This is a genomic window from Fulvivirga maritima, assembly GCF_021389955.1.
Lineage (GTDB): Bacteria > Bacteroidota > Bacteroidia > Cytophagales > Cyclobacteriaceae > Fulvivirga > Fulvivirga maritima.
In genome coordinates this window covers 1,309,038-1,329,815 of record NZ_CP089980.1, presented here as the reverse complement: position 1 = coordinate 1,329,815, position 20,778 = coordinate 1,309,038, and the positions used below count along the sequence as shown (strand labels likewise).

20 protein-coding genes and 1 pseudogene are annotated in these 20,778 nt (G+C 37.6%); 15 read left to right on the top strand and 6 right to left on the bottom strand.

The window, feature by feature from the left end:
• Positions 1–10: 10 nt before the first annotated feature.
• Positions 11–1,283 (bottom strand): annotated as a pseudogene (gene glyA / locus LVD15_RS05500) (serine hydroxymethyltransferase).
• Between the two features lie 127 nt (positions 1,284–1,410).
• Here glyA and LVD15_RS05495 point away from each other — a divergent pair.
• The gene (locus tag LVD15_RS05495; protein WP_233779303.1) at positions 1,411–2,136 is read left to right on the top strand and encodes a head GIN domain-containing protein; all 726 of its coding nucleotides are present in this window, start codon (positions 1,411–1,413) and stop codon (positions 2,134–2,136) included.
• Between the two features lie 11 nt (positions 2,137–2,147).
• Here the strand turns inward: LVD15_RS05495 and LVD15_RS05490 are convergent, their stop codons facing one another.
• Positions 2,148–2,864, bottom strand: a complete 717-nt coding sequence (locus tag LVD15_RS05490; RefSeq protein ID WP_233779302.1) for a pyridoxine 5'-phosphate synthase — start codon at positions 2,862–2,864, stop codon at positions 2,148–2,150.
• 76 nt (positions 2,865–2,940) lie between these two features.
• Here LVD15_RS05490 and LVD15_RS05485 point away from each other — a divergent pair, with 76 nt between their 5' ends.
• From LVD15_RS05485 to LVD15_RS05425, 13 genes are all read left to right on the top strand, one after another.
• Entirely contained in the window at positions 2,941–3,393 is a 453-nt protein-coding gene (locus LVD15_RS05485) for a GatB/YqeY domain-containing protein (RefSeq protein WP_233779301.1), read from the top strand.
• Positions 3,394–3,930 (top strand): CvpA family protein, encoded by a 537-nt coding sequence (locus tag LVD15_RS05480; protein WP_233779300.1) that lies wholly within the window; start codon positions 3,394–3,396, stop codon positions 3,928–3,930.
• Positions 3,908–4,480, top strand: a complete 573-nt coding sequence (locus LVD15_RS05475) for an anthranilate synthase component II (RefSeq protein ID WP_233779299.1) — start codon at positions 3,908–3,910, stop codon at positions 4,478–4,480. The genes LVD15_RS05480 and LVD15_RS05475 overlap by 23 nt, the downstream gene beginning before the upstream one ends.
• Before the next feature lie 43 nt (positions 4,481–4,523).
• The gene (locus tag LVD15_RS05470) at positions 4,524–5,291 is read left to right on the top strand and encodes an alpha/beta fold hydrolase (protein ID WP_233779298.1); all 768 of its coding nucleotides are present in this window, start codon (positions 4,524–4,526) and stop codon (positions 5,289–5,291) included.
• The gene (locus LVD15_RS05465; protein WP_233779297.1) at positions 5,269–5,946 is read left to right on the top strand and encodes a CBS domain-containing protein; all 678 of its coding nucleotides are present in this window, start codon (positions 5,269–5,271) and stop codon (positions 5,944–5,946) included. The genes LVD15_RS05470 and LVD15_RS05465 overlap by 23 nt, the downstream gene beginning before the upstream one ends.
• A gap of 36 nt (positions 5,947–5,982) precedes the next feature.
• Positions 5,983–6,858 carry an NAD kinase gene (locus LVD15_RS05460; protein ID WP_233779296.1) on the top strand — a complete coding sequence of 292 codons (876 nt, stop codon included), beginning with the start codon at positions 5,983–5,985 and terminating at the stop codon, positions 6,856–6,858.
• Between the two features lie 81 nt (positions 6,859–6,939).
• Entirely contained in the window at positions 6,940–8,028 is a 1,089-nt protein-coding gene (locus LVD15_RS05455; RefSeq protein ID WP_233779295.1) for a DUF6089 family protein, read from the top strand.
• Position 8,029: 1 nt separating this feature from the next.
• Complete coding sequence (gene porG / locus LVD15_RS05450) at positions 8,030–8,761, top strand: type IX secretion system protein PorG (RefSeq protein ID WP_233779294.1); 732 nt, start codon at positions 8,030–8,032, stop codon at positions 8,759–8,761.
• Between the two features lie 59 nt (positions 8,762–8,820).
• On the top strand, positions 8,821–9,561 hold the full coding sequence (uppS, locus tag LVD15_RS05445; RefSeq protein ID WP_233779293.1) for an undecaprenyl pyrophosphate synthase: 741 nt from the start codon (positions 8,821–8,823) through the stop codon (positions 9,559–9,561).
• A 5-nt stretch (positions 9,562–9,566) separates the two neighbouring features.
• Positions 9,567–12,269 (top strand): BamA/OMP85 family outer membrane protein, encoded by a 2,703-nt coding sequence (locus LVD15_RS05440; protein WP_233779292.1) that lies wholly within the window; start codon positions 9,567–9,569, stop codon positions 12,267–12,269.
• A gap of 64 nt (positions 12,270–12,333) precedes the next feature.
• Positions 12,334–12,864, top strand: a complete 531-nt coding sequence (locus LVD15_RS05435; protein WP_233779291.1) for an OmpH/Skp family outer membrane protein — start codon at positions 12,334–12,336, stop codon at positions 12,862–12,864.
• A gap of 21 nt (positions 12,865–12,885) precedes the next feature.
• Complete coding sequence (locus LVD15_RS05430; protein WP_233779290.1) at positions 12,886–13,419, top strand: OmpH/Skp family outer membrane protein; 534 nt, start codon at positions 12,886–12,888, stop codon at positions 13,417–13,419.
• Between the two features lie 50 nt (positions 13,420–13,469).
• On the top strand, positions 13,470–14,369 hold the full coding sequence (locus tag LVD15_RS05425) for a S66 peptidase family protein (protein ID WP_233779289.1): 900 nt from the start codon (positions 13,470–13,472) through the stop codon (positions 14,367–14,369).
• Here LVD15_RS05425 and LVD15_RS05420 read toward each other — a convergent pair.
• Complete coding sequence (locus LVD15_RS05420; RefSeq protein WP_233779288.1) at positions 14,361–18,080, bottom strand: hydantoinase B/oxoprolinase family protein; 3,720 nt, start codon at positions 18,078–18,080, stop codon at positions 14,361–14,363. The genes LVD15_RS05425 and LVD15_RS05420 overlap by 9 nt on opposite strands.
• A gap of 35 nt (positions 18,081–18,115) precedes the next feature.
• Here LVD15_RS05420 and LVD15_RS05415 point away from each other — a divergent pair, with 35 nt between their 5' ends.
• A complete protein-coding gene (locus LVD15_RS05415; RefSeq protein ID WP_233779287.1) occupies positions 18,116–18,784 on the top strand; it encodes a DUF4230 domain-containing protein in 669 nt (222 codons plus the stop codon).
• Here the strand turns inward: LVD15_RS05415 and LVD15_RS05410 are convergent.
• From LVD15_RS05410 to nadC, 3 genes are all read right to left on the bottom strand, one after another.
• Positions 18,776–19,231, bottom strand: a complete 456-nt coding sequence (locus LVD15_RS05410; RefSeq protein ID WP_233779286.1) for a regulatory protein RecX — start codon at positions 19,229–19,231, stop codon at positions 18,776–18,778. The two genes, LVD15_RS05415 and LVD15_RS05410, sit on opposite strands and share 9 nt — an antisense overlap.
• A gap of 117 nt (positions 19,232–19,348) precedes the next feature.
• The gene (locus tag LVD15_RS05405; protein ID WP_233779285.1) at positions 19,349–19,822 is read right to left on the bottom strand and encodes a YcxB family protein; all 474 of its coding nucleotides are present in this window, start codon (positions 19,820–19,822) and stop codon (positions 19,349–19,351) included.
• A 37-nt stretch (positions 19,823–19,859) separates the two neighbouring features.
• Positions 19,860–20,717, bottom strand: coding sequence for a carboxylating nicotinate-nucleotide diphosphorylase (gene nadC / locus LVD15_RS05400; protein ID WP_233779284.1), 858 nt, complete (start codon positions 20,715–20,717; stop codon positions 19,860–19,862).
• Between the last annotated feature and the right edge of the window lie 61 nt (positions 20,718–20,778).

Genomic DNA, 20,778 nt, shown 5'->3' with positions numbered 1-20,778 from the left:
GTACCACGTATTATTTATATAATGGAAATTGCTTCATCCATTGATTTACTTCTGATTTTATTTGGCTTAGCTCACCATCATTATCATGATTGATAAGACATTTATCAATAAGCTCTACTACCTTATCCATGTCAGCTTCTTTCATACCTCTGGTAGTGATAGCTGCTGTTCCTATTCTCATGCCTGAAGTAACAAATGGAGATTGATCATCAAAAGGAACCATGTTTTTGTTAATGGTAATGTCTGCTTTTATTAAAGTATTCTCAGCGATTTTACCAGTAAGCTCTTTAGATCTAAGGTCTATAAGCATCATGTGGTTATCAGTACCATCAGAAATGATTTTGTATCCTTTATCTAAGAACGCTTTTGCCATAGCTTTGGCGTTTTTAGCTACTTGCACTACGTAATCCAGGTACTCATCAGAAAGAGCTTCTTGAAAAGCTACTGCCTTAGCGGCAATTACATGTTCTAATGGGCCTCCTTGAGTTCCAGGGAATACGCCTGAATCTAGTATAGCTGATATATTTTTAATCTGTCCTTTAGGAGTTTTAAGTCCCCCAGGGGTTTTCAAAGTTTTCTCCAACCATGATCATACCACCTCTAGGACCTCTAAGGGTTTTGTGAGTAGTAGTAGTTACTATGTGGCAGTGCTCTAAAGGATCATTTAATAATCCTCTGGCAATAAGACCAGCAGGGTGTGATATATCGGCTAATAATAAGGCGCCTACTTCATCAGCTGCTTGTCTAAGTGTAGCATAATCCCAGTCTCTACTATAAGCTGAAGCTCCACAAACAATAAGCTTTGGTTTTTCTTTCTTGGCCGTTTCTACCACTTTATCCCAATCAATAAGACCAGTTTCTTTTTCTACTCCGTATGAGGTAGGGTTATATAGTTTTCCTGAAAAGTTAACAGGAGAACCGTGGGTAAGGTGGCCACCATGAGAAAGGTCAAATCCTAATATTTTATCTCCAGCCTCTAAAACAGCTAACATTACTGCTGCATTAGCCTGAGCTCCGGAGTGAGGCTGCACATTAACCCAGCTTGCTCCAAATAATTCTTTAGCTCTATCTATGGCTAGTTGTTCAATTTCATCAACTACCTCGCAGCCGCCATAGTACCTTTTGCCGGGTAGGCCTTCTGCATATTTGTTGGTAAGTACAGTGCCCATAGCTTCCATTACTTGCGGAGAAGTGAAGTTTTCTGAGGCAATTAGCTCTATACCGGACTCTTGTCTTTCTTTTTCTTTGTCGATAAGATCGAAAATTACTTTATCTTTTTGCATAATTTCTACGAGGTAAAAAATTGGAAGCTCAAAAATAGCGTAACCGCTACATATTAACAATATTGTAGGTGTGCGATTCTGTTAGTCTCGTAATTTTTTTATATTACCGACACTAATCAATAAAATCATGAAGTTCAAATTACCACAAATTATTTTGCTGGCTACACTATTAAGTATAGTGGCCTGCGATTCTTACGTTCAGGAAAAGGGAAATGGTAAAATTATATCTAAAGAGACTAAGCTGGAACCCTTTGAAGAAGTAGAGCTAGGGGGAAATTATGAAGTGTTTCTTAGAAAGGCTGATAACCCCGGAGTAACGCTTACCACAGATGAAAATTTACATGAATTTATAACCTATGATATAAGAGATGGTGTTTTGTATATCGACTCTGAAGTAAGTATTGATAGTGATGAACCTATTCGTTTAGATATTAACTATACTACTATTGAAGCTATAACAATAGGCGGAGCAGCATCAATAGAAAGTGTGGAGCCTATTGAGGGAGAATATTTGAGAATCGGTATGTCAGGTGCCGGCGCTATTAACCTGGAGGTAGAAGTTAAAGCACTAAAAATAAACGTATCAGGTGCTGGCGCTGTAGAGCTCAGCGGAAATGCTGAAGAGCAAAGCGTGCAGTTGAGCGGAGCAGGTGGCTATGAGGCTGATGAACTGAAAAGTAAAAATTGTACTATTGAAATTAGTGGAGTAGGAGGTGCTTCTGTTTATGTAGAAGAGACTTTAAACGCCTCTGTGAGCGGTGTAGGAGGGGTTTCATATAAAGGCAATCCTGAAAAGGTAATATCTAATGTTTCAGGACTTGGCTCTATAAGTAAAGATGGAGAGGAAGATTAATTCCTCTCTTACTAAACCTTCAATTGCTTAAGATACATTTGAATAGTGTTCTCAAGGCCGAGATACAGGGCATCACAGATTAGTGCGTGACCAATAGATACTTCATCAATCTCAGGGATTTCTTTAGCCAGATATGCCAGGTTATCAAGATCAAGGTCATGTCCAGCGTTTATGCCTAATCCACTTTTGGAGGCTGCTTCAGCAGCCTTTTTAAATGGAGAGATGGCCTTTTCTTTATCTTCAAAATATTTGGTAGCATAGCTTTCAGTGTATAACTCCACCCGATCAGCGCCAATTTTAGCAGTATTTTCCACCATTTTGCTATCTGGGTCTACAAAAATAGATACACGAACACCTGCTTTTTTAAGATCTGCAGTGATCTCTTTCAAGAATTCTTCATGAGCCACAGTATCCCAGCCGGCATTAGAGGTGAGCACGTGTGGGCCATCAGGCACCAAGGTGGCTTGGGCTGGCTTTACCCTTTTTACTAACTCCATATACCTGTCGTCAGGGTAGCCTTCTATATTAAATTCTGTAGTAATGACTTTTTTAAGCTCTATTACATCATCATATCTGATGTGCCTTTCATCAGGTCTGGGGTGCACTGTTATTCCTTGAGCACCAAAGCGTTCACAGTCCAGAGCTGATTTAATTACATCAGGGTTATTGCCTCCGCGGGCATTTCTTAAAGTAGCGATCTTGTTGATATTTACACTTAACCGAGTCATTCGTTTTTTGAATATTTATACCTTTGTATTGAATATATACGCAAAAGTAATAACTAGAAAAAGAAAATATACACATATGAGCTTGAAACAACAGATCGATCAGGATATAAAAACGGCCATGCTGGAAAAGAGAAAAGATGAACTTACAGCATTAAGGTCTATTAAATCAGCCATTTTATTGGCAGCAACTGAAAAAGGAGGAGCAGAAGAACTTAGCGAAGATGCAGAATTGAAACTCTTGACTAAAGCTGCCAAGCAAAGAAAAGATAGTGCAGAGCTATATGAGAAAGAAGGACGTGCTGATTTGGCTGAAAAAGAAAAATTAGAGTTAGAAGTTATTAACAGATATTTACCAAAGCAGCTTTCAGAGGATGAATTAAAAACTGAAATTGCAGCCATCATAGAGCAGGTAGGTGCTACAGGCCCTCAGGATATGGGTAAAGTAATGGGAGCCGCTACTAAGCAGCTGGCCGGTAAAGCAGATGGGAAGATGATTGCTAGTATTGTTAAAGAATCATTGACTAAATAATTGAGTATAATAGATATTGTTCTACTGGGCTTCATTTTGTTTGGAGCCTACAAAGGGTATAGCAAAGGTTTTTTGTTAGAGATTATTACCGTATTGGCTTTTGTATTGGCCGTAATCGGCGGGCTTAAGTTACTTCATGAGGGTATGAGCTTTCTGGAGAGCAACTTTAATCTTAGCGGAGAACTGCTGCCATATATATCCTTTGTCCTTATTTTTATTCTTATAGTATTTTTAGTTCATATGCTAGGTAAAGGACTAAAGAAAATATTGGACCTAACCCTGCTGGGCTCACTTGATAACCTGGCAGGCGCGGTTCTAGGAATATTAAAATGGACATTTGGGTTAAGTGTAATACTATGGCTTAGCACTTCATTTGGTTTAGAGTTGCCAGATAAATGGATGGTAAACTCAGTAGTGTATCCATATGTGCTCATCTTTGCTCCTACCATGGTAGAATATTGCTCTGTTATTGTGCCCTTTGCTCATGATTTGTTTGACACCATAAAGGAAATGCTTGAAGGAGATCCTGTTACTTGATAATTTTGACTCTTTTACCTATAACCTCGTTGACTATTTTAGCCAATTAGGGATTAAGAGTATAGTCTTTCGTAATGATGTACCACTAGATTTGATTACTGCCAGGCGGTATGATGGTGTAGTACTATCGCCCGGTCCTGAAACACCAGGCAAGGCAGGTAATCTTATGGAAGTAGTGGAGTATTATCATCAGAAATTGCCAATGCTAGGCATTTGCCTCGGGCATCAGGCAATAGGTGAATTTTTTGGAGGTAAACTGATTAAGGCACAAGCACCTATGCACGGAAAAATCAGTGAAATAGAGCATTCAGGAGATATTCTCTTTAAGAATTTACCTAAAAAGATTAACGTTGTACGCTATAACTCACTTTTAGTAGAGCAGAGCCCGGAATATGAGGTAATCGCTACTACAGAAAAAGGAGAAAATATGGCTTTAAAACATCTTAATTTACCGCTTTGGGGCGTGCAGTTTCACCCAGAAGCAGCCCTTACTCAATACGGTTTAGAGATGTTGAAAAATTGGGCAAGTTATAATGACAAAGCAGTTTAATTGCTCATTTTTGTTTACTTTAGTATCAGTCACATAAAGAATTATGGCATTAACTATAAAAGAAGAAAATAAATTTAGATATATAGACGAAGGGTCAGGAGAGGTGTTAGTTTTATTACATGGACTTTTTGGAGCATTAAGTAATTGGGAAGGAGTTGTAAATTACTTTAAAGATAATTACAGGGTAGTCATTCCTTTATTACCTATATATGACATGCCCCTAAAGCAAGCCGGTCTTGATGGATTAAATTCATTTTTGGAGAAATTTATAGCTTTTAAAGAATTAGATAAAATGACTCTCATTGGTAACTCTCTAGGAGGCCATGTAGGGTTAATTTATACTTTGAAAAACCCTGAAAGAGTAACAAATTTAGTACTTACGGGTAGTTCAGGATTATTTGAGAACTCTATGGGAGGGTCTTTCCCTAAAAGAGGAAGTTATGAATACATTCAAGAAAGAGTGGCATATACTTTTTATGATCCTAAAACAGCTACCAAAGAGCTTATAGATGAAGTATTTGAGACTACTAAGAGTATTCCTAAGTGTTTAAGAATAGTAGCTATAGCTAAATCAGCCCAAAGACATAATATGGCTAAGGAGATACCAAAAATTACTCAGCCTACATTATTAGTTTGGGGTTTGAATGATACCATAACTCCACCCATGGTGGGGCATGAATTCAATAAGCTTATCCCTAATTCTGAGCTTAAGTTTATTGATAAATGTTGCCATGCTCCTATGATGGAGCATCCTGAAAAATTTAATTTAATCCTAAATGAATTCTTAGATGCTAGACAAAATGATAGCTGAAGAATTAGTAAACCATATGATTCCGCCATTAAAAGCCACTGACCCGGCACATAAGGCTATTTTATGGATGGAAGAATTGAGATGTAATCAATTGCCTGTAGTGCAAGATGAGTCTTTTATGGGATTAATTACTGAAGACATGATACTTGAGGCTAACGATGTTGAAGCCAACATATCATCCTTTAACTTAATGGGAGTTAACTGCTACGTTCATGATAGCTCCCACTTTTATGAAGTAATAAAAATTGCTTCAGATAATAATGTGCAGATGGTAGGCGTGTTAGATGATCAAGATAAATATAAGGGGGTAATTACGGTGCAAGACACCATAACTTCCTTTGCGCAGTCTGCCGCTGTGCAAATTCCGGGTGGAATAGTAGTCCTTTCTATTAGCCAAATAGATTATTCTTTGTCAGAAATCAGCCGCCTGGTTGAAGAGAATAATGCAAAAATACTCAGCAGTAGTGTTAAAGAGGATGAACTAGATCCATCTAAAATAAAACTTACGTTGAAACTAAACCGTTTAGATTTAACACATATAGTGGCTACACTAGAACGATTTGGTTATAAAATCATAGCCAGATTTCAAGAAACTAAAGTTCAGGATGATGAAAAAGAGAGGCTAGATATGCTTCTAAGGTATCTTGATATTTAAACGTTATTTACGGTTACGATAAATCCATTTGATTAGATGAGAATAGGTATTCATGGTAAGGAATTTACTCGAGATACTGAAGATGTTATTCAATCAGTTTTTGATGAATTAAAAAAGAGAAGAACGGATATCGTTGTATCTTCAGAGTTTAATGAACACCTTATAAATAATAATATTGATTCAGGTAAAGTAGAGGTGTATCAATTAGGTGAAGACCTGAGCGAATTGGACTACATGCTCACCCTAGGAGGAGATGGTACTTTGCTGGAAGCACTCACTCATATTAGAGATAAAGATGTGCCTATACTGGGTATTAATACTGGTAGATTGGGGTTTTTGGCCACTACGGCTAAGTCTGATTTTAGAAATGCCATTGATGCCCTTTTTTCAAGAAACATAGATTTGGACGAAAGAACATTATTGCGATTAGAGTCTGATGACAACCTATTTGGAGACCTGAATTTTGCGCTTAATGACTTCACTATTCTAAAGAAAGACACCTCATCTATGATTGTGGTGCATACCTATATTGATGGTGAGTTTTTAAACTCATATTGGGCTGATGGTATCATTCTATCTACCCCTACAGGATCTACCGGATATTCCATTAGTTGTGGTGGCCCCGTGGTGTTGCCCCATTCTGATAACTTCATACTTACTCCGGTTAGCCCTCATAACCTAACCATTAGACCAATTGTGGTTCCTGATGAGTCAGAGCTTTCATTTACTATAGAAGGCAGAAGTAATAATTTTTTAATATCTCTCGATTCTCGCTTTGAAGTGGTGGATAGCAGTGTAAGACTTACAATAAAAAAAGAGAGTTTTACAGCAAAACTGGTAAAATTAAAGGATAATAGTTATTTTAAAACTCTGAGACAGAAGCTGAACTGGGGATTAGACGTCAGAAATTAATTTGTAAAAGAAAGGAATTAATGATTACTTTTGATAACTTTTATGTATTAGTCTTAAGGTTAGCTTTATAAAGGGATTACAATGAAGAGATTTTTTACTATTGCCATCTGCCTAATTTTTTATCTTGTCTCAATTCAAGATGGTAATGCTCAAATCCGAAGTAGGAAGGTCAAGCGCAATAACAAGCGAATGACTAGTTATAGGGGGAAGAAAAACACATTTGGCAATAAAAGGTACAACTATGTGGGTATTTCTGTAAATGCCTTTAATTATTTTGGAGACCTGTCTCCTTTACCAGATAGAGTAAGTACTGATTTCTCTGCTACTAAGCCCGGTATAGGTATCTTTTTTGGACGTAGGTTTGGCCCTAGATATTCATTAAGAGCATCATTTACTTATGGTACCGTTTCTGGTAGCGACTACGAGTCTGCAGACCCTAATGATGAAAATGCTAAATTCAGATATATAAGAAACCTGCATTTTAGAAATAGAATAAAGGAACTTACTGTTGTTGCTGTTTTTGACTTATTAGAAAATGAATCTACCTATATAAATAGGGTGCAATTTACTCCCTATGTTTTTGGAGGGGTTACAGTATTTCATCATAATCCACAGGCATATGTTCCTGAAGAAAGTGGACTGGATGAGGCGGGCACTTGGGTAGATCTACAACCATTGGGTACCGAAGGTCAAAATGCTGATTTGTTGCCGGGAGATCAAAATGAAGGAATAGAACCATATAGCAGAATACAAGTAGCTATTCCATTAGGAATAGGGTTTAGATATAGACTTAATCAGGTGATTGATATTTCTATAGAAACGGGAATGAGATATTTGTTTACTGATTATTTGGATGATGTTAGTCGAAATTATGTGAATCCTGACAGATTTACCGGAGATGATGCCGCTTTAGCCAGATACATGAGTGACTTGTCTAGAGTGAGCACAGGAGGGTCTACTAATGAACTCAGAGATTTATCTAATCCTAACATTGCAGAAATATATAATAACACCATTGACGTTAATGGAGAACAAAAAATAAGAGGTTACGGGTCAGAGTCTCCAACTAATATTAGGGGCAATCGCAATGATAATGACCTTTACTTCGTTAGCTCTTTTAAGGTGGCCTTTATAATAGGTGCTACTTACAGAAGAGCTAAATTCAGATAGTATGAATAGAATCAAGGAATTGTTTATAGGGAGATCTATCTTAGGTTTTCCCTTTTTTATTTATTTATTGCTCTTAAGCGCTGGTGCTCAAGCTCAGGAAACTGAAGTGGGCTTCGGCTTAGGTGGTTTTAAATATTCCGGAGATCTCTCCCGGGGTATTAATTTAAACTCTATTAAACCTGCCGGTACAGTTTTCTTTCGGTCTAATATTAGTAGTGCCGTAAGTTTTCGCATTGGTGCTACTGCAGGCCAGCTGTCTGGTAGCGATTCCAAAACGCCTATCGATATTTTTGCGGATCAGCGAGATGCTAGTTTTGATATATTTCTATTTGAAGCTTCTACAGTATTTGAATATCATTTCCTTAAATGGAGGGAACAAACTATGCTAAGATGGACTCCTTATTTTTTCGGAGGTATCGCTATTTTTGGAGTCTCAGGAATGGACGAAAAACCTGAGGAGTATAGTAATGTGCAACCTTCTATCCCTTTTGGCCTCGGAATTAAGTATATTTTAAATCCAAAATGGTATCTTGGCGTTGAATTCGGTGCCAGAAAAACATTTTTTGATTATCTGGACAATGTAAGTGGCGGAGATGGCGTATTAAAGGATTATCAGTACGGAAATGAATATGATAATGATGCCTATTATTTTATAGGAGTTACACTTAACTATGCGTTTTATACTATTCCTTGCCCTACCAGCCCCTACAAGAAAAATTACAGAAGAAATTAAAAAAAAGCATAAAATAGGCTTTTTTATATTATTAAAGTTAATTTTGCGTTTCTGTGTCCATGCCAAATGAAAATATCGTAAAAGAACTGCTTCCTAAGCACATTGCTATAATTATGGATGGCAATGGAAGATGGGCTAAAAATAAAGGCGCTGCCAGGATTTTTGGTCATAGGAATGCCATCACAGCTGTGCGCGAGGCAACAGAGGGCTGTGCTGAACTAGGGGTTGAATACCTTACATTATATGCCTTTTCTACAGAAAACTGGGGCAGACCGCCAGAGGAAGTTCTAGGGCTTATGGAGCTCTTAGTAGCTACTATTAAAAAAGAATTAAAAACTCTCCATAAAAATAACGTTAGACTTACCACTATAGGAGATACGGACGCTTTACCCAAAAGATGTCGTAAGCAACTGCTTGAAGCAATAGCAGATACGAAGGATAATACAGGCCTTACTTTAGTGCTTGCATTAAGTTATAGTGGTCGTTGGGAAATATTACAGGCAGTTAAGCGTTTGGCTAATGATGTGAAAGATGATCAGCTTAATATTGAAGATATCAACGATGAAAACTTTGCGGCATATCTCAATACAGCTAAAATGCCAGATCCTGAATTATTAATTCGTACCAGTGGTGAGATGAGGATTAGTAACTTCTTGCTATGGCAGCTGGCATATACAGAAATTTATTTTACACCAAAACTTTGGCCTGATTTCAGACGCGAAGATTTGCATGAGGCCATTATATCATATCAAAAAAGAGAACGGCGATTTGGTAGAATTAGCGAACAAGTGAATACTTGATATTAATGAAGAAGACATTATTTTTCCTTGCATTTATTTTTATTATTATTAATTCCTCAGAAGCTCAATTCAGAAGGAGGGCTAATACATCTTCCGATAATGAAGGGGGACTGAACTACTCTAACCCACAAGAATATGTTATTGCTGATATTCAGGTAACGGGTTTAAGGGTGTTGGATAAAAACGCTCTTATTTCACTAAGTGGCCTTAAGGTTGGCGATAAGATCAAAGTGCCCGGGGATCAGATTAGTGGGGCTATAAGGAAACTGTGGAAACATGGTCTTGTAGGAGATGTATCCATTCAAATTGATAAGATTGAAGGGGAAAAAATATATCTCAATATTGCGCTGTCAGAGCGCCCAAGGCTTACCGGTTTTACCTTTGAGGGAGTTAAAAAATCTAAGGAAACGGACTTGAGGGAAGATCTAAACCTTATTAGAGGTAGAATCCTTAGTGATGCAATTATAAGGAATACAGAGCTGACCGTAAAAAATTACTATGTAGACAAAGGCTACCTTTATGCTGATGTTAAAGTGATTCAGCAAGAGGACACTATTAACCAGGATGGTGTTAAATTAAGAATTGTTGTGGATCCTAATGCCAAGGTGAAGGTTAACAAGATTAACATAGTTGGCAACGAAGTGTTCGACAATAATCGGATAAAAAAGAAAATGAAGAAAACTAACGAGCGTGTTAGAATTTCTCTTTTCAAGCGGGGTGCAGAATTGTTAGTTGGGGCCACTAAGCCTAAAAACATTAAAAGCTTTGTAGATTCTACTTACGAAGTTTCAGGAAAAGAGTTGAAGGAGTTCCTTAATGATAATGTCAAATTAAATTTCTTCAATTCCACGAAATTCATTGAGGCAGAATATGAGAATGATAAGGACAATATCATTGCCTTTTATAATTCTCACGGATACAGAGATGCAGAAATAGTGAGAGATTCTGTTTATGCCAACAATGAGAACTCCGTAAACATTGATATTGAAATTTCAGAAGGTAGAAAGTACTACTTCAGGAACATTATTTGGACAGGTAACTTTGTTTATGATGATGCTACTTTGGATAAAGTATTGGCTATAGAAAAAGGAGACGTTTATAATAAGGAGCTAATAGATAAAAAACTTTCTTTTAACCCTAAGGGTACTGATATCAGCGGTCTATATATGGATGATGGATATCTATTCTTCAGAGTTAACCCTGTAGAAGTAGCCGTAGAAGGAGATTCAATTGATGTGGAAATGAGAATCTACGAAGGGGAGCAAGCTACTATCAAGAATGTAATCATCGCTGGTAATGAAAGAACCAGAGATCATGTTATAAGAAGAGAGCTTTATACCATTCCTGGAAGAAAATTTAGCAGATCTGATTTAATACGTACTCAGCAAATGCTTTCTCAGTTAGGTTATTTTGACCCAGAACAAATTAACCCTGTTCCAAAACCAAACCCTGCAGATGGAACCGTAGATATAGAATGGAATCTAGTGGAAAGATCTAGTGACCAAATTGAACTATCAGGAGGTTGGGGAGGCCAACTCGGATTTGTAGGAACCCTGGGATTATCTCTGAACAACTTCTCTATGAGGAATTTGGTGAAAGGTAAGTTCAACCCAATACCAACTGGTGATGGACAAAAACTATCTATGAGAGTGCAGGCAACCGGTCGTCAATATCAGAACTATTCAGTTTCATTTACAGAACCTTGGTTAGGAGGTAAAAAGCCAAATTCGTTTACTGTAAGCGCTAACTATTCTATACAAAGACAAAGACAATATGAAGATAGAGATGGAGACGGTGTGGCTGAGTATCTTCCTTCTTTTGGTAATTATAATGCTCACATTTCGGTTAAAGGTATTACTGTAGGATTAGGAAAGAGACTACGTTGGCCTGATGATTATTTCTCTTGGACCAATTCGTTATCTTACATGGTATATGGTTTGGACAATTATAGATTTAGCGGTCTGGACTTTAGTAATGGTTCAGCTAACAGTATTACTTTTAATTCTACCTTATCTAGAAATAGTGTAAATAGCCCGATGTATCCTACAGGTGGATCAACAATTTCTTTAAGTGCTTCATTTACACCTCCTTATTCTTTATGGAGAGATATAGATTATGACAATGCTGAAGCTTCAGAACAGTATAAATGGATAGAATATCATAAATGGATGTTCGATTCTAAGTATTACTTAACAGTAGTAGGTAAATTAGTTTTGGAAGCTAAAGCGCATTTCGGATTTATCGGATCATATTCTAGTGATGCTGGTATAGGACCATTTGAAAGGTTTAACCTTGGTGGTGATGGTCTTGCAGGACAAAACTTTGTATTAGGTACGGACGTAATTGGTTTACGTGGTTATCAAAACAATGCTTTAACTCCTCCTTACGATAGAGTAAGTGGCTCTGGTAGAATAGAAGGAGGTATTGTATATGATAAATTTGGTCTTGAGTTACGTTACCCTGTAACCACTGGTCAGGCTGCTACTATTTATGGTTTTGTATTTGCGGAAGCAGGTAATAACTTTGATAATTATCAAGAATTTAATCCTTTTGAAAACTATAGATCAGCTGGATTTGGTGCCAGAATATTTATGCCCGCATTTGGTTTGATTGGTATTAACTGGGGATATGGGTTTGATACTGTACCAGGAGATACTGAAAGAAGTGGGCCTCAGTTCCACTTTACCATTGGTCAGCAAATCAGATAAGTTGAGGTTAGTGATTGAGGATGAAAATAGTGTTTGATTATTTAAACCATAAACCTATTGACCTATGAAAAACCTATTTGTTTTATTTTTGGCATTATTTTCGTTCGTTAATGTTTACGGACAAAAATTTGGATATGTAGACACCAATTATATACTTAGCAAAATGCCTGAGTATAAAGAAGCTCAGGGAGAGATAGAAACGCTCTCTCAAGGCTGGCAGGATGAAGTGAAAGAAATGTCTAAGGACATAGAATCTATGTACAGTGAGCTTCATGCTGAGGAGGTTTTACTAACAGCCGAGATGAAAAAGGACAGATTGGCTGAAATAGAAAGAAAGGAAGATGAGCTAAAGGCTTATCAGAAAAAGATATTTGGATTCGACGGATTATTCTTTTTAAAGAAAAAGGAGCTGGTAAAGCCAGTTCAAGACAAGATATTTGAGGCTATAGAGCGTGTATGTAAAGAACAGCGATTAGCAATTATGTTCGATAAATCAGGGGAGTTGGTAATGATATATACTGACCCCAGGCATGACTATACTGATTATGTACTTGATGAGCTGGGATTGGGAGATCCAAATGATGTAATAAAGTAGAATGTTTAATTTAAATATATCATGAAAAACAAATTATTTTTAACCATTATAGCTTTTGCGTTTTTAGGGCTTGCTACCGTGCAGGCGCAGACCACGAAAATTGCCTATGCCGATGTGGATTATATATTGAGCCAAATGCCAGAAGCTAAGCAAGTGGAGTCTGATCTTAAAGCACACAATACTCAGTTACAAAATCAATTACAAGCAAAATATCAAGAGTATCAGGAAAAGCTACAGGCTTATCAGCAAGGAGCATCTACAATGGATGCAGCTATCCGTCAGGATAAAGAAACTGAACTGGCTCAATTGGAGCAAAGAATCCAAAAGTTTCAGCAAGATGCACAGAGCTCTATGCAAAAAAAACAAGCTGATTTAATGCAGCCTCTTTATGAAAAAGTAGGTAATAACATTGAATCTGTAGCTAAAGAAAATGGTTATACTTATGTGCTGAATGGACAAATTGCCGGTGTGGATGTAGTACTTTATGCCGATTCTAAATTTGATATCAGTGATTTAGTACTTAAGAAAATGGGTGTTACACCTGCAGGTAACTAAAATATTGAAACCTTATACATGAAGCCCCGCTGGGGCTTTTTTTATACCCTATGAATTTAAGACCACCATTATTACAAGAAGGAGATAAAATAGGAATAGTGTCACCATCCAGGATGATACTTCCTGAGCAAATTTCTCAGGCACTTACCGTTTTCCAGGAATGGGGGCTGGAGGTAGTGTTGAGTGAGCAATTATATGCTTCGGAAGGCTATTTTGCGGGCACAGATGAAGTAAGAAGGGCCGAACTGCAGAGTTTTCTTGATAATCCTGAACTCAAGGCGGTGCTATGTGCTAGAGGTGGCTATGGTATGACCCGTATTATCGATGGAATTGATTTTTCTGGTGTTAAAAAATATCCCAAATGGTTGGTTGGCTTTAGTGATATTACAGCCATGCATGTAGCTCTGAATAATAATAACATAGAGAGTATTCATGGAGTAATGCCTGCACAATTTGGCTATGAAGGTGTAATGGAATCAATAAGTAGTTTGAAGAATATCCTTTTTGAAGGAAGGGTGGATTATTCAGTCCCGATGTCAGGTGGAAGCAGACAGGGAACAGCTAATGCCGAAGTGATAGGTGGTAATCTTTCTTTATTGGCAGATAGCTTAGGGACAGCAACAGAAGTACAGACCAAAGGTAAGATACTGTTGATTGAGGAAATAGATGAATATTTATACAAAATTGACAGGATGCTCACCCAATTACGAAGAGCAGGTAAGTTTGATGAGCTGGCCGGAGTTATTGTCGGTGATTTTTCTGGGATGAAAGATACTTCTATACCCTTTGGAAAAAACATAAAGGATTTAATTTGGAGCCATTTTGAAAGTTACTCTTATCCTTTATGCTTTGATTTTCCAGCGGGGCATGAGCCTTATAATTTGGCTATACCCTTTGGGCATAGCTTATCTTTTATTGTTAATGAAGATGAAGTAAGGCTATTAGGTTGATTTTCCAAAGCCTCCTCCTCCAGGAGTATTTATACATAACACATCACCTGGCTTAACTTTTACAGAATCGCTTGGTAATAGCTCTTTTATTTGATTTTGTTGTTTTAATTGTTGATTTCCTGTTAGACCATCCTCTCCACCTTTTAATCCATAAGGAGCAGTTTGTCGGTGTTGAGTAAGTACTGTTAAATCGAGATTGTCTAAAAATTCGATTTCTCTAATAATACCATTTCCTCCATTCCATAGGCCTTTTCCTCCGCTATTTTCTCTGATCCCAAACTTATTAATCCTTACCGGGTATCTGTATTCCATAATTTCAGGATCAGTTATTTTAGTGTTAGTCATGTGCTGATGAATAGCATCTTTTCCGTTGAAGCCTGCTCCAGCTCCGGTACCACCGCCAATGGTTTCATAATAGCCGAATTTATTATTGCCGAACAGAACATTGTTCATGGTTCCCTGACTACAGGCAGCCATATTTAAGGCCTTTAATAGCGTATCAGTAAGTCTTTGACTGATTTCGGTATTTCCTCCCACTACAGCAGGAGATTCTTTGCTAAAATCAGGGTTAAGCATGCCATGAGGTAATATCACCTTTATATTTGAGGTCAACCCTTCATTTAGAGGAAGATTTTCAGTGATAGATAATCTTAAGACATATAATACAACGCTATTTACAATGGCTTCAGTAGCATTCAGGTTACCAGGGTGTGTATCTGAAGTGCCTGTAAAGTCAAAAATGGCTGATTCTTTTTCAAAGGAAATGGTACAATGCAGTATTGAGTGGTCATCCAAATATTCTGTAGCTTCATACGTATGGCCTGCTTTTTCAGATAGGGATTCCCATAATTTGGTATTTACATATCCTTTTAGCGATTGCATGTAGTATTTTACCGCATTAACCCCAAATTGAGAGCAGAGCTTTTGTAGTTCATAAACTCCTGTTTTTAATGAAGCAATGCCACCTTGGAGGTCTGCAATATTCTCCTGAAGTGAGCGTGTAGGGTATCTTGCTGATGTAAATACGTTACTAATTTCATCCCACAGATATTTTCCGTTTTTAGCAAGGTATTGAGGATGTATTATTACTCCTTCCTCTTCTAAAGCAGTGGCATCGGTAGGCATAGATCCTGGGGTTTTACCTCCTATTTCAGCATGATGAGCCCTGCTGGCTAAATAACCGACTAATTGATTGTCCGCAAAGACACCTGTGATTAAAGTGATGTCGGGCAAATGGGAGCCGCCATAGGCAGGGTGATTAGTAATGATTACATCTCCTTCTTCAATGGAGATCACTTCAATCACTTTTCTCACACATATTCCCATACTACCCAAGTGGACAGGAATGTGAGGCGCATTTACGATCAGATAACCTTTATCGTCTAAAAGAGCACATGAGAAGTCTAATCGTTCTTTTATATTAACAGAAAAGGATGTTCTCTCCAGTTGGCTTCCCATCTTTTCCACTATGCCGGCATATCTGTTTTTGAAAAGCTCCAAATTGGCTTTTTCGGTTTCAGGCTTTAAAGCGAGCGTATCATCATTTACTGTTTTTTTCATAATGGCGTGGTTATGAACATCTAGTTCAAAACTCCAACCATGTTCAATATACAGTGTACAGTTATTACTGGTAATTACTGCCGGTCCAAGAATTTCTGCACCAGGATTCATCGTTTCCCATACATAAAAATTCACTTCTTTTCTGCCATTTTTAGTAAGACATGATTGGGCTCCTTGCTCTTGTGGAGCATATTTTTGAAGTGAGTGAGGGATTGATTTCTGCTTGTCAGGATTGATGGCTGCAATTACCTTTGCTGATTCCAGTTCAATGTCACGATTGTCAAGCCAATGGCCATAGATAGATTTATATTTTTCTTTAAAGGCTTGTTTGTAATCTTGAGTAGAAGCCGCATCTATTTCTACAGTATTTTCTTGCCCGGCATAGCGTAGATAAAGCAATTGGGATTTTATAAAGATATCGCCTTGTGTGAATCCCTGGTTGATGAGCTGTTGAGTAGCTTGTGATTTTAGCTTATTCCAGATGCTATCAAGTGTATTACTGGCTTCATCAAAAGGTTGTAAAATCTGTTTTTCAGTAAAATACTCTATATCTGCCTGGCTAATACCATAGGCGCTGAGCAACCCAGCATCATAAGGTACAATTATAGTTTTGATATTGAGTAGATCAGCTATAGCACAGGCATGCTGGCCTCCGGCGCCGCCGTAGGTGACCATAGCGTAGTCAGAAGGAGCGTACCCTTTTCTTACCGATACCTTTTTAATTGCTTCCGCCATTTTTTCATTGGCTATCTGTAAGAATGCCAGTAAATTTTCATCAGTAGGCGCTATTATTTCACTTAATGCCATTTTGGCTTTTTCAGAGTTTAGTGGAATACTGAAATTAGAATCCACTAAGCGGCCGCATAATAAGTTAAGGTCAGTAATGCTCAGTGGGCCGCCGTCTCCATAGCAAGCTGGCCCTGGCGATGAACCCGCACTTTCGGGGCCTACTTGCATAATATCACTTTTTATGTCACAAATAGAGCCACCTCCAGCCGCTATGGTTTCTATGGCCAGGCTTGGGCTTAGAATTTGAGCATCTCCTACTTGGGTTTCATATTTATAATCATAATTTTTATCGTAGATAGCCACATCTGTACTGGTTCCTCCCATATCAAATGTGATGATTTGATCGTAGCCAGATTTTTCAGCAATGGTTTTTGCTCCTACTATTCCTCCCGCCGGGCCACTGAGTAAGCTGTCTTTGGGCGTGAAATGACCAGAATTAACTATGGCTCCTGCACTGGTCATTATTCTTAAGTAGCCTTCTTGTAGTTTATCGGTGATTCCTTTTATATAGTTTTCAATTATTGGTTGCAAATAAGCATTAGCTATGGTGGTTTCTGCCCGACTTAATATTTTAATGTTTTGAGAGATAGTAGATGAAGTGCTAATGAATTTGAAGTCTTTGCTTTTTATGAGTTGTTCTACCTGAAGTTCATGAGCTGGGTTTTTATAACTATTCATGAAGGCTATGGCGAAAGAAGTGTCTTGGGGTAAATGACTCAGGCTTTGAGAAAGTTTCTCCAATTCAGAATCAGTCATTTTTGTAATTACATTACCGTCTTTATCTATCCTTTCTGTAACCTCTATTACTTCTTTATATAGAGGATCTGGCTTAATTATATTTAACGCAAAAATATCAGGACGCTGCTGTGTGCCAATATTAATCAGGTCTTTGAAGCCTTTGGTAGTAATAAATATTACCGAGGCTCCTTTTCGCTCTAGCAATGCATTGGTGCCTTTGGTGGAGCCAAGCCTCATGTCTATAGGCGGAAATGGACTGTCAAGGGCAGTGCCTGTAAGTATGCGAGAGGCCAATACCGGTACTTCTTCATTAGAGGTGATGGCAAAATCACCAGGGAGAATGTCAATCTCTTTATTAAGGTGAATAATGCCTTTCTGAAAATCGATGGATTCTATTAGCGCATTGTGCTCATTAATTGACTGGCTAAAATGGAAATTTTTAAAAATATCAGTTTCAATACCCCAGTTAAATTCCGCTTTGAAGCTGCTAGGAGAGGTTCTTTCTAATACTTTACCTTTTAGTCGGCTGCTACTTAATATTTTAAGTCTACTGGTCTCACCCTCAGGAGATAGGGCTATACAATCTGTAAAAGTTCCTCCAGTATCAATGCAGATTTGCCACATATAAATAGTTTTAATAATCGCTGAAACAAAATTTCTTGTTAATATATTATACATTAGACGATAAAGAAAGTTACGGATTTATGAGAATGCTTAGGCTATTAATATATGTTCTTCCATGGCTGCTGGTCTTAGTATTAGGCAGCTGGCTGTATTTTGAGAGCCACACAGAGGAGGAGCCAAAGACCATTATCAATAATAGTACGGTGCTGGAAAAGGTAGAGTCGCTAGGGAAAATGGAGCTGGTGAGGTATAATTTTAAAGAGATTACCGAGCTTAAGGAGTTAAGCAAGGAATATTTCAGACTATTTAAGTTGGGGCCAGATTCTAAAATAGCCTTGATAAGTGCCGGGCATGCTGTAGGGTGTATTGACCTCACAAAAGTGAAGGTGAATGACATTCAAGTGGCTAATGACACTATTTATTTGAGGTTGCCAGAGCCTGAAATTTGTTATTATAAACTGGATATGGAGAACACCCGTATTTATGATATACAGACTAATCCGTTGAAAGATGAAAAGGCATTTATTCAAAAGGCCTATAAAAATGCCGAGCGAGAGATTAAAAAAGCTGCAGAAAACTCAGGAATACTAGAGCAGACTCGCACTAATGCAGAGTTGATTATGAAGCCAATGCTAGAGGAAATGAGTGGTAAAGTAGTGATTCTTACTGATGAAATACCGGCTGCTGAAGTGGAGTTATATTGACTCATCCATATCTCTAAGTATGTCCCAAACCATGTCAGGTTCATAGCCTTTCTGAATAGCATGAGTGGCTATCTTCCTTTTTCTGATGAATTGATTGGTCTCTTTCAGTGTACGGTTCTTTTTGTTAATAATGTCATGGAGAGCTTCAGAGTAATCTGCTTGGTCTATTTCAGACATTCCTTTTCTTATGCAATATTCTGATAGGCCTAGTTGCTTAAGGCCTTGTAATATTTTCAAACGGCCCCATTTTTTTATTCTGAATTTGCCTCCGGCATAGCTTCTGGCAAAGCGCTCTTCGTTGATAAAGCCTTCAGTTATGAGATCAGTAAGTACATCTTCTACCTCATGTTGCCTGAGGCCATAATCATAAAGCTTATCTCTTACCTGCTGCTGCGTTCTTTCCTGATAAGCGCAGAAATCGGCAGCCTTTACCTTTGCTTCTTTCATGGTAAAGGTTCTCTTACGCTTATTATTATCTTCAAAAGGCTCCATATGGCAGATAAAATAAAGGATCTTAAACTTGGTAGCTTAAGATCCTTACAATGCTTTATTATTTAGTGTTTTTTATTTTACTAATCCTTTTCTTTTAAGGATGCTCTCTACGAATTTTCTTTCATTCTCAGTGTTGAAAATTCTAAATGGTAAATGAATAAGTTGAGCTTTGTTAATCACTAGTAAAATATAGTCTTTGCCTATTTTAGCACTTTTTACTTGATCCCATTTAATAGGCATACCCTGGCGTGGGTTAAGTTTTATGAGTATTTGCTGACTATTAATTTCATAAGAGAGTTTTTCAAATAGCATTTTTGTTTGTTCCATTTGCGTAACTCCCGTAAACTGGATAAGCCAGAATAAGAAATAAAGAACGAGTGCTATGGCTGTGCCTATGAACCACCATGCATTAGGTATAATGAAATAACCTGAGCATAGAGCCAGAGCAATTAAAAACACCCACCACTGCTGTTTTAGTATATTCACTAAACCTAGTTTAATATAAGTTCCGTTCTCTAGCTTATACTTTTTAGTCTTTACAATCATGATTTACTATTGAAAATAATTAAATGCGTAATTTTAGTTAGCTTGCTTTTAGGCTGATGTCAAGGCTTTTTGCTGAGTGAGTTAGAGCACCTACAGAGATATAGTCAACCCCACATTCAGCCACTTCTATAATGCTTTTCTCTGTAATTCCACCACTGGCTTCTGTCTCATACTTGCCATCTATCAGTCGTACTGCCTCTTTCATTTCAGAAGGTATCATATTATCCAGCATAATAATATCTATATCTCCAATGGCTAATACTTCCTTCACTTCTTCTATGTTTCTGGTCTCAATTTCTACTTTCAGAGACTTTCCAGTTTCCTTAAGATAGCTTTTGGTAGCATGAATAGCATTTTTGATGCCTCCTGCATAGTCAATATGATTATCTTTAAGCATGATCATGTCATACAAAGCAAATCGGTGATTTTTAGCACCACCAATGGCTACAGCCCACTTTTCAGGAAGCCTGAAGTTCGGAGTGGTTTTTCTGGTATCGAGCAGTTGAGTTTGAGAACCTTTTATGAGGTTACAAAGATAATTAGTATAGGTAGCTATACCACTCATACGCTGAAGACAGTTAAGTACCAATCGCTCGCAGGTTAGTATAGATCGGGCAGATCCTTTTACGGTAAAGCCTACATCTCCCTTTTGTACCACATCTCCATCATTCTTAAGAATGCTTATTGATAAGTTAGGGTCAAAAAAATGGAAAATTTTAGTGGCAAGTTCAATACCCGCTAAAATACCATCATCTTTAATTAGAAGTTTGGCTTCACTTTGTGCGTTTTCAGGTATAGCAGCGAGAGAAGAGTGGTCTCCATCTCCTACATCTTCATTAAGAGCTGTCTTAATGAAATAGTTTATAGCGTCTTCGGTCAGGTAGCTCAATTCCATCGTGCAAAAATAAAAAAAGCACCGATTTAATCAGTGCTTCTTTACTATAAATGACTTATTA

Excerpts from the sequence above, each read along its gene's own strand:
- LVD15_RS05495 (WP_233779303.1), top strand. The coding sequence starts at position 1,411 with ATGAAGTTCAAATTACCACAAATTATTTTGCTGGCTACACTATTAAGT.
- LVD15_RS05490 (WP_233779302.1), bottom strand. The coding sequence starts at position 2,864 with ATGACTCGGTTAAGTGTAAATATCAACAAGATCGCTACTTTAAGAAAT.
- LVD15_RS05485 (WP_233779301.1), top strand. The coding sequence starts at position 2,941 with ATGAGCTTGAAACAACAGATCGATCAGGATATAAAAACGGCCATGCTG.
- LVD15_RS05470 (WP_233779298.1), top strand. The coding sequence starts at position 4,524 with ATGGCATTAACTATAAAAGAAGAAAATAAATTTAGATATATAGACGAA.
- LVD15_RS05465 (WP_233779297.1), top strand. The coding sequence starts at position 5,269 with ATGCTAGACAAAATGATAGCTGAAGAATTAGTAAACCATATGATTCCG.
- LVD15_RS05460 (WP_233779296.1), top strand. The coding sequence starts at position 5,983 with ATGAGAATAGGTATTCATGGTAAGGAATTTACTCGAGATACTGAAGAT.
- LVD15_RS05455 (WP_233779295.1), top strand. The coding sequence starts at position 6,940 with ATGAAGAGATTTTTTACTATTGCCATCTGCCTAATTTTTTATCTTGTC.
- porG (WP_233779294.1), top strand. The coding sequence starts at position 8,030 with ATGAATAGAATCAAGGAATTGTTTATAGGGAGATCTATCTTAGGTTTT.
- uppS (WP_233779293.1), top strand. The coding sequence starts at position 8,821 with ATGCCAAATGAAAATATCGTAAAAGAACTGCTTCCTAAGCACATTGCT.
- LVD15_RS05440 (WP_233779292.1), top strand. The coding sequence starts at position 9,567 with ATGAAGAAGACATTATTTTTCCTTGCATTTATTTTTATTATTATTAAT.
- LVD15_RS05435 (WP_233779291.1), top strand. The coding sequence starts at position 12,334 with ATGAAAAACCTATTTGTTTTATTTTTGGCATTATTTTCGTTCGTTAAT.
- LVD15_RS05430 (WP_233779290.1), top strand. The coding sequence starts at position 12,886 with ATGAAAAACAAATTATTTTTAACCATTATAGCTTTTGCGTTTTTAGGG.
- LVD15_RS05425 (WP_233779289.1), top strand. The coding sequence starts at position 13,470 with ATGAATTTAAGACCACCATTATTACAAGAAGGAGATAAAATAGGAATA.
- LVD15_RS05420 (WP_233779288.1), bottom strand. The coding sequence starts at position 18,080 with ATGTGGCAAATCTGCATTGATACTGGAGGAACTTTTACAGATTGTATA.
- LVD15_RS05410 (WP_233779286.1), bottom strand. The coding sequence starts at position 19,231 with ATGAAAGAAGCAAAGGTAAAGGCTGCCGATTTCTGCGCTTATCAGGAA.
- LVD15_RS05405 (WP_233779285.1), bottom strand. The coding sequence starts at position 19,822 with ATGATTGTAAAGACTAAAAAGTATAAGCTAGAGAACGGAACTTATATT.
- nadC (WP_233779284.1), bottom strand. The coding sequence starts at position 20,717 with ATGGAATTGAGCTACCTGACCGAAGACGCTATAAACTATTTCATTAAG.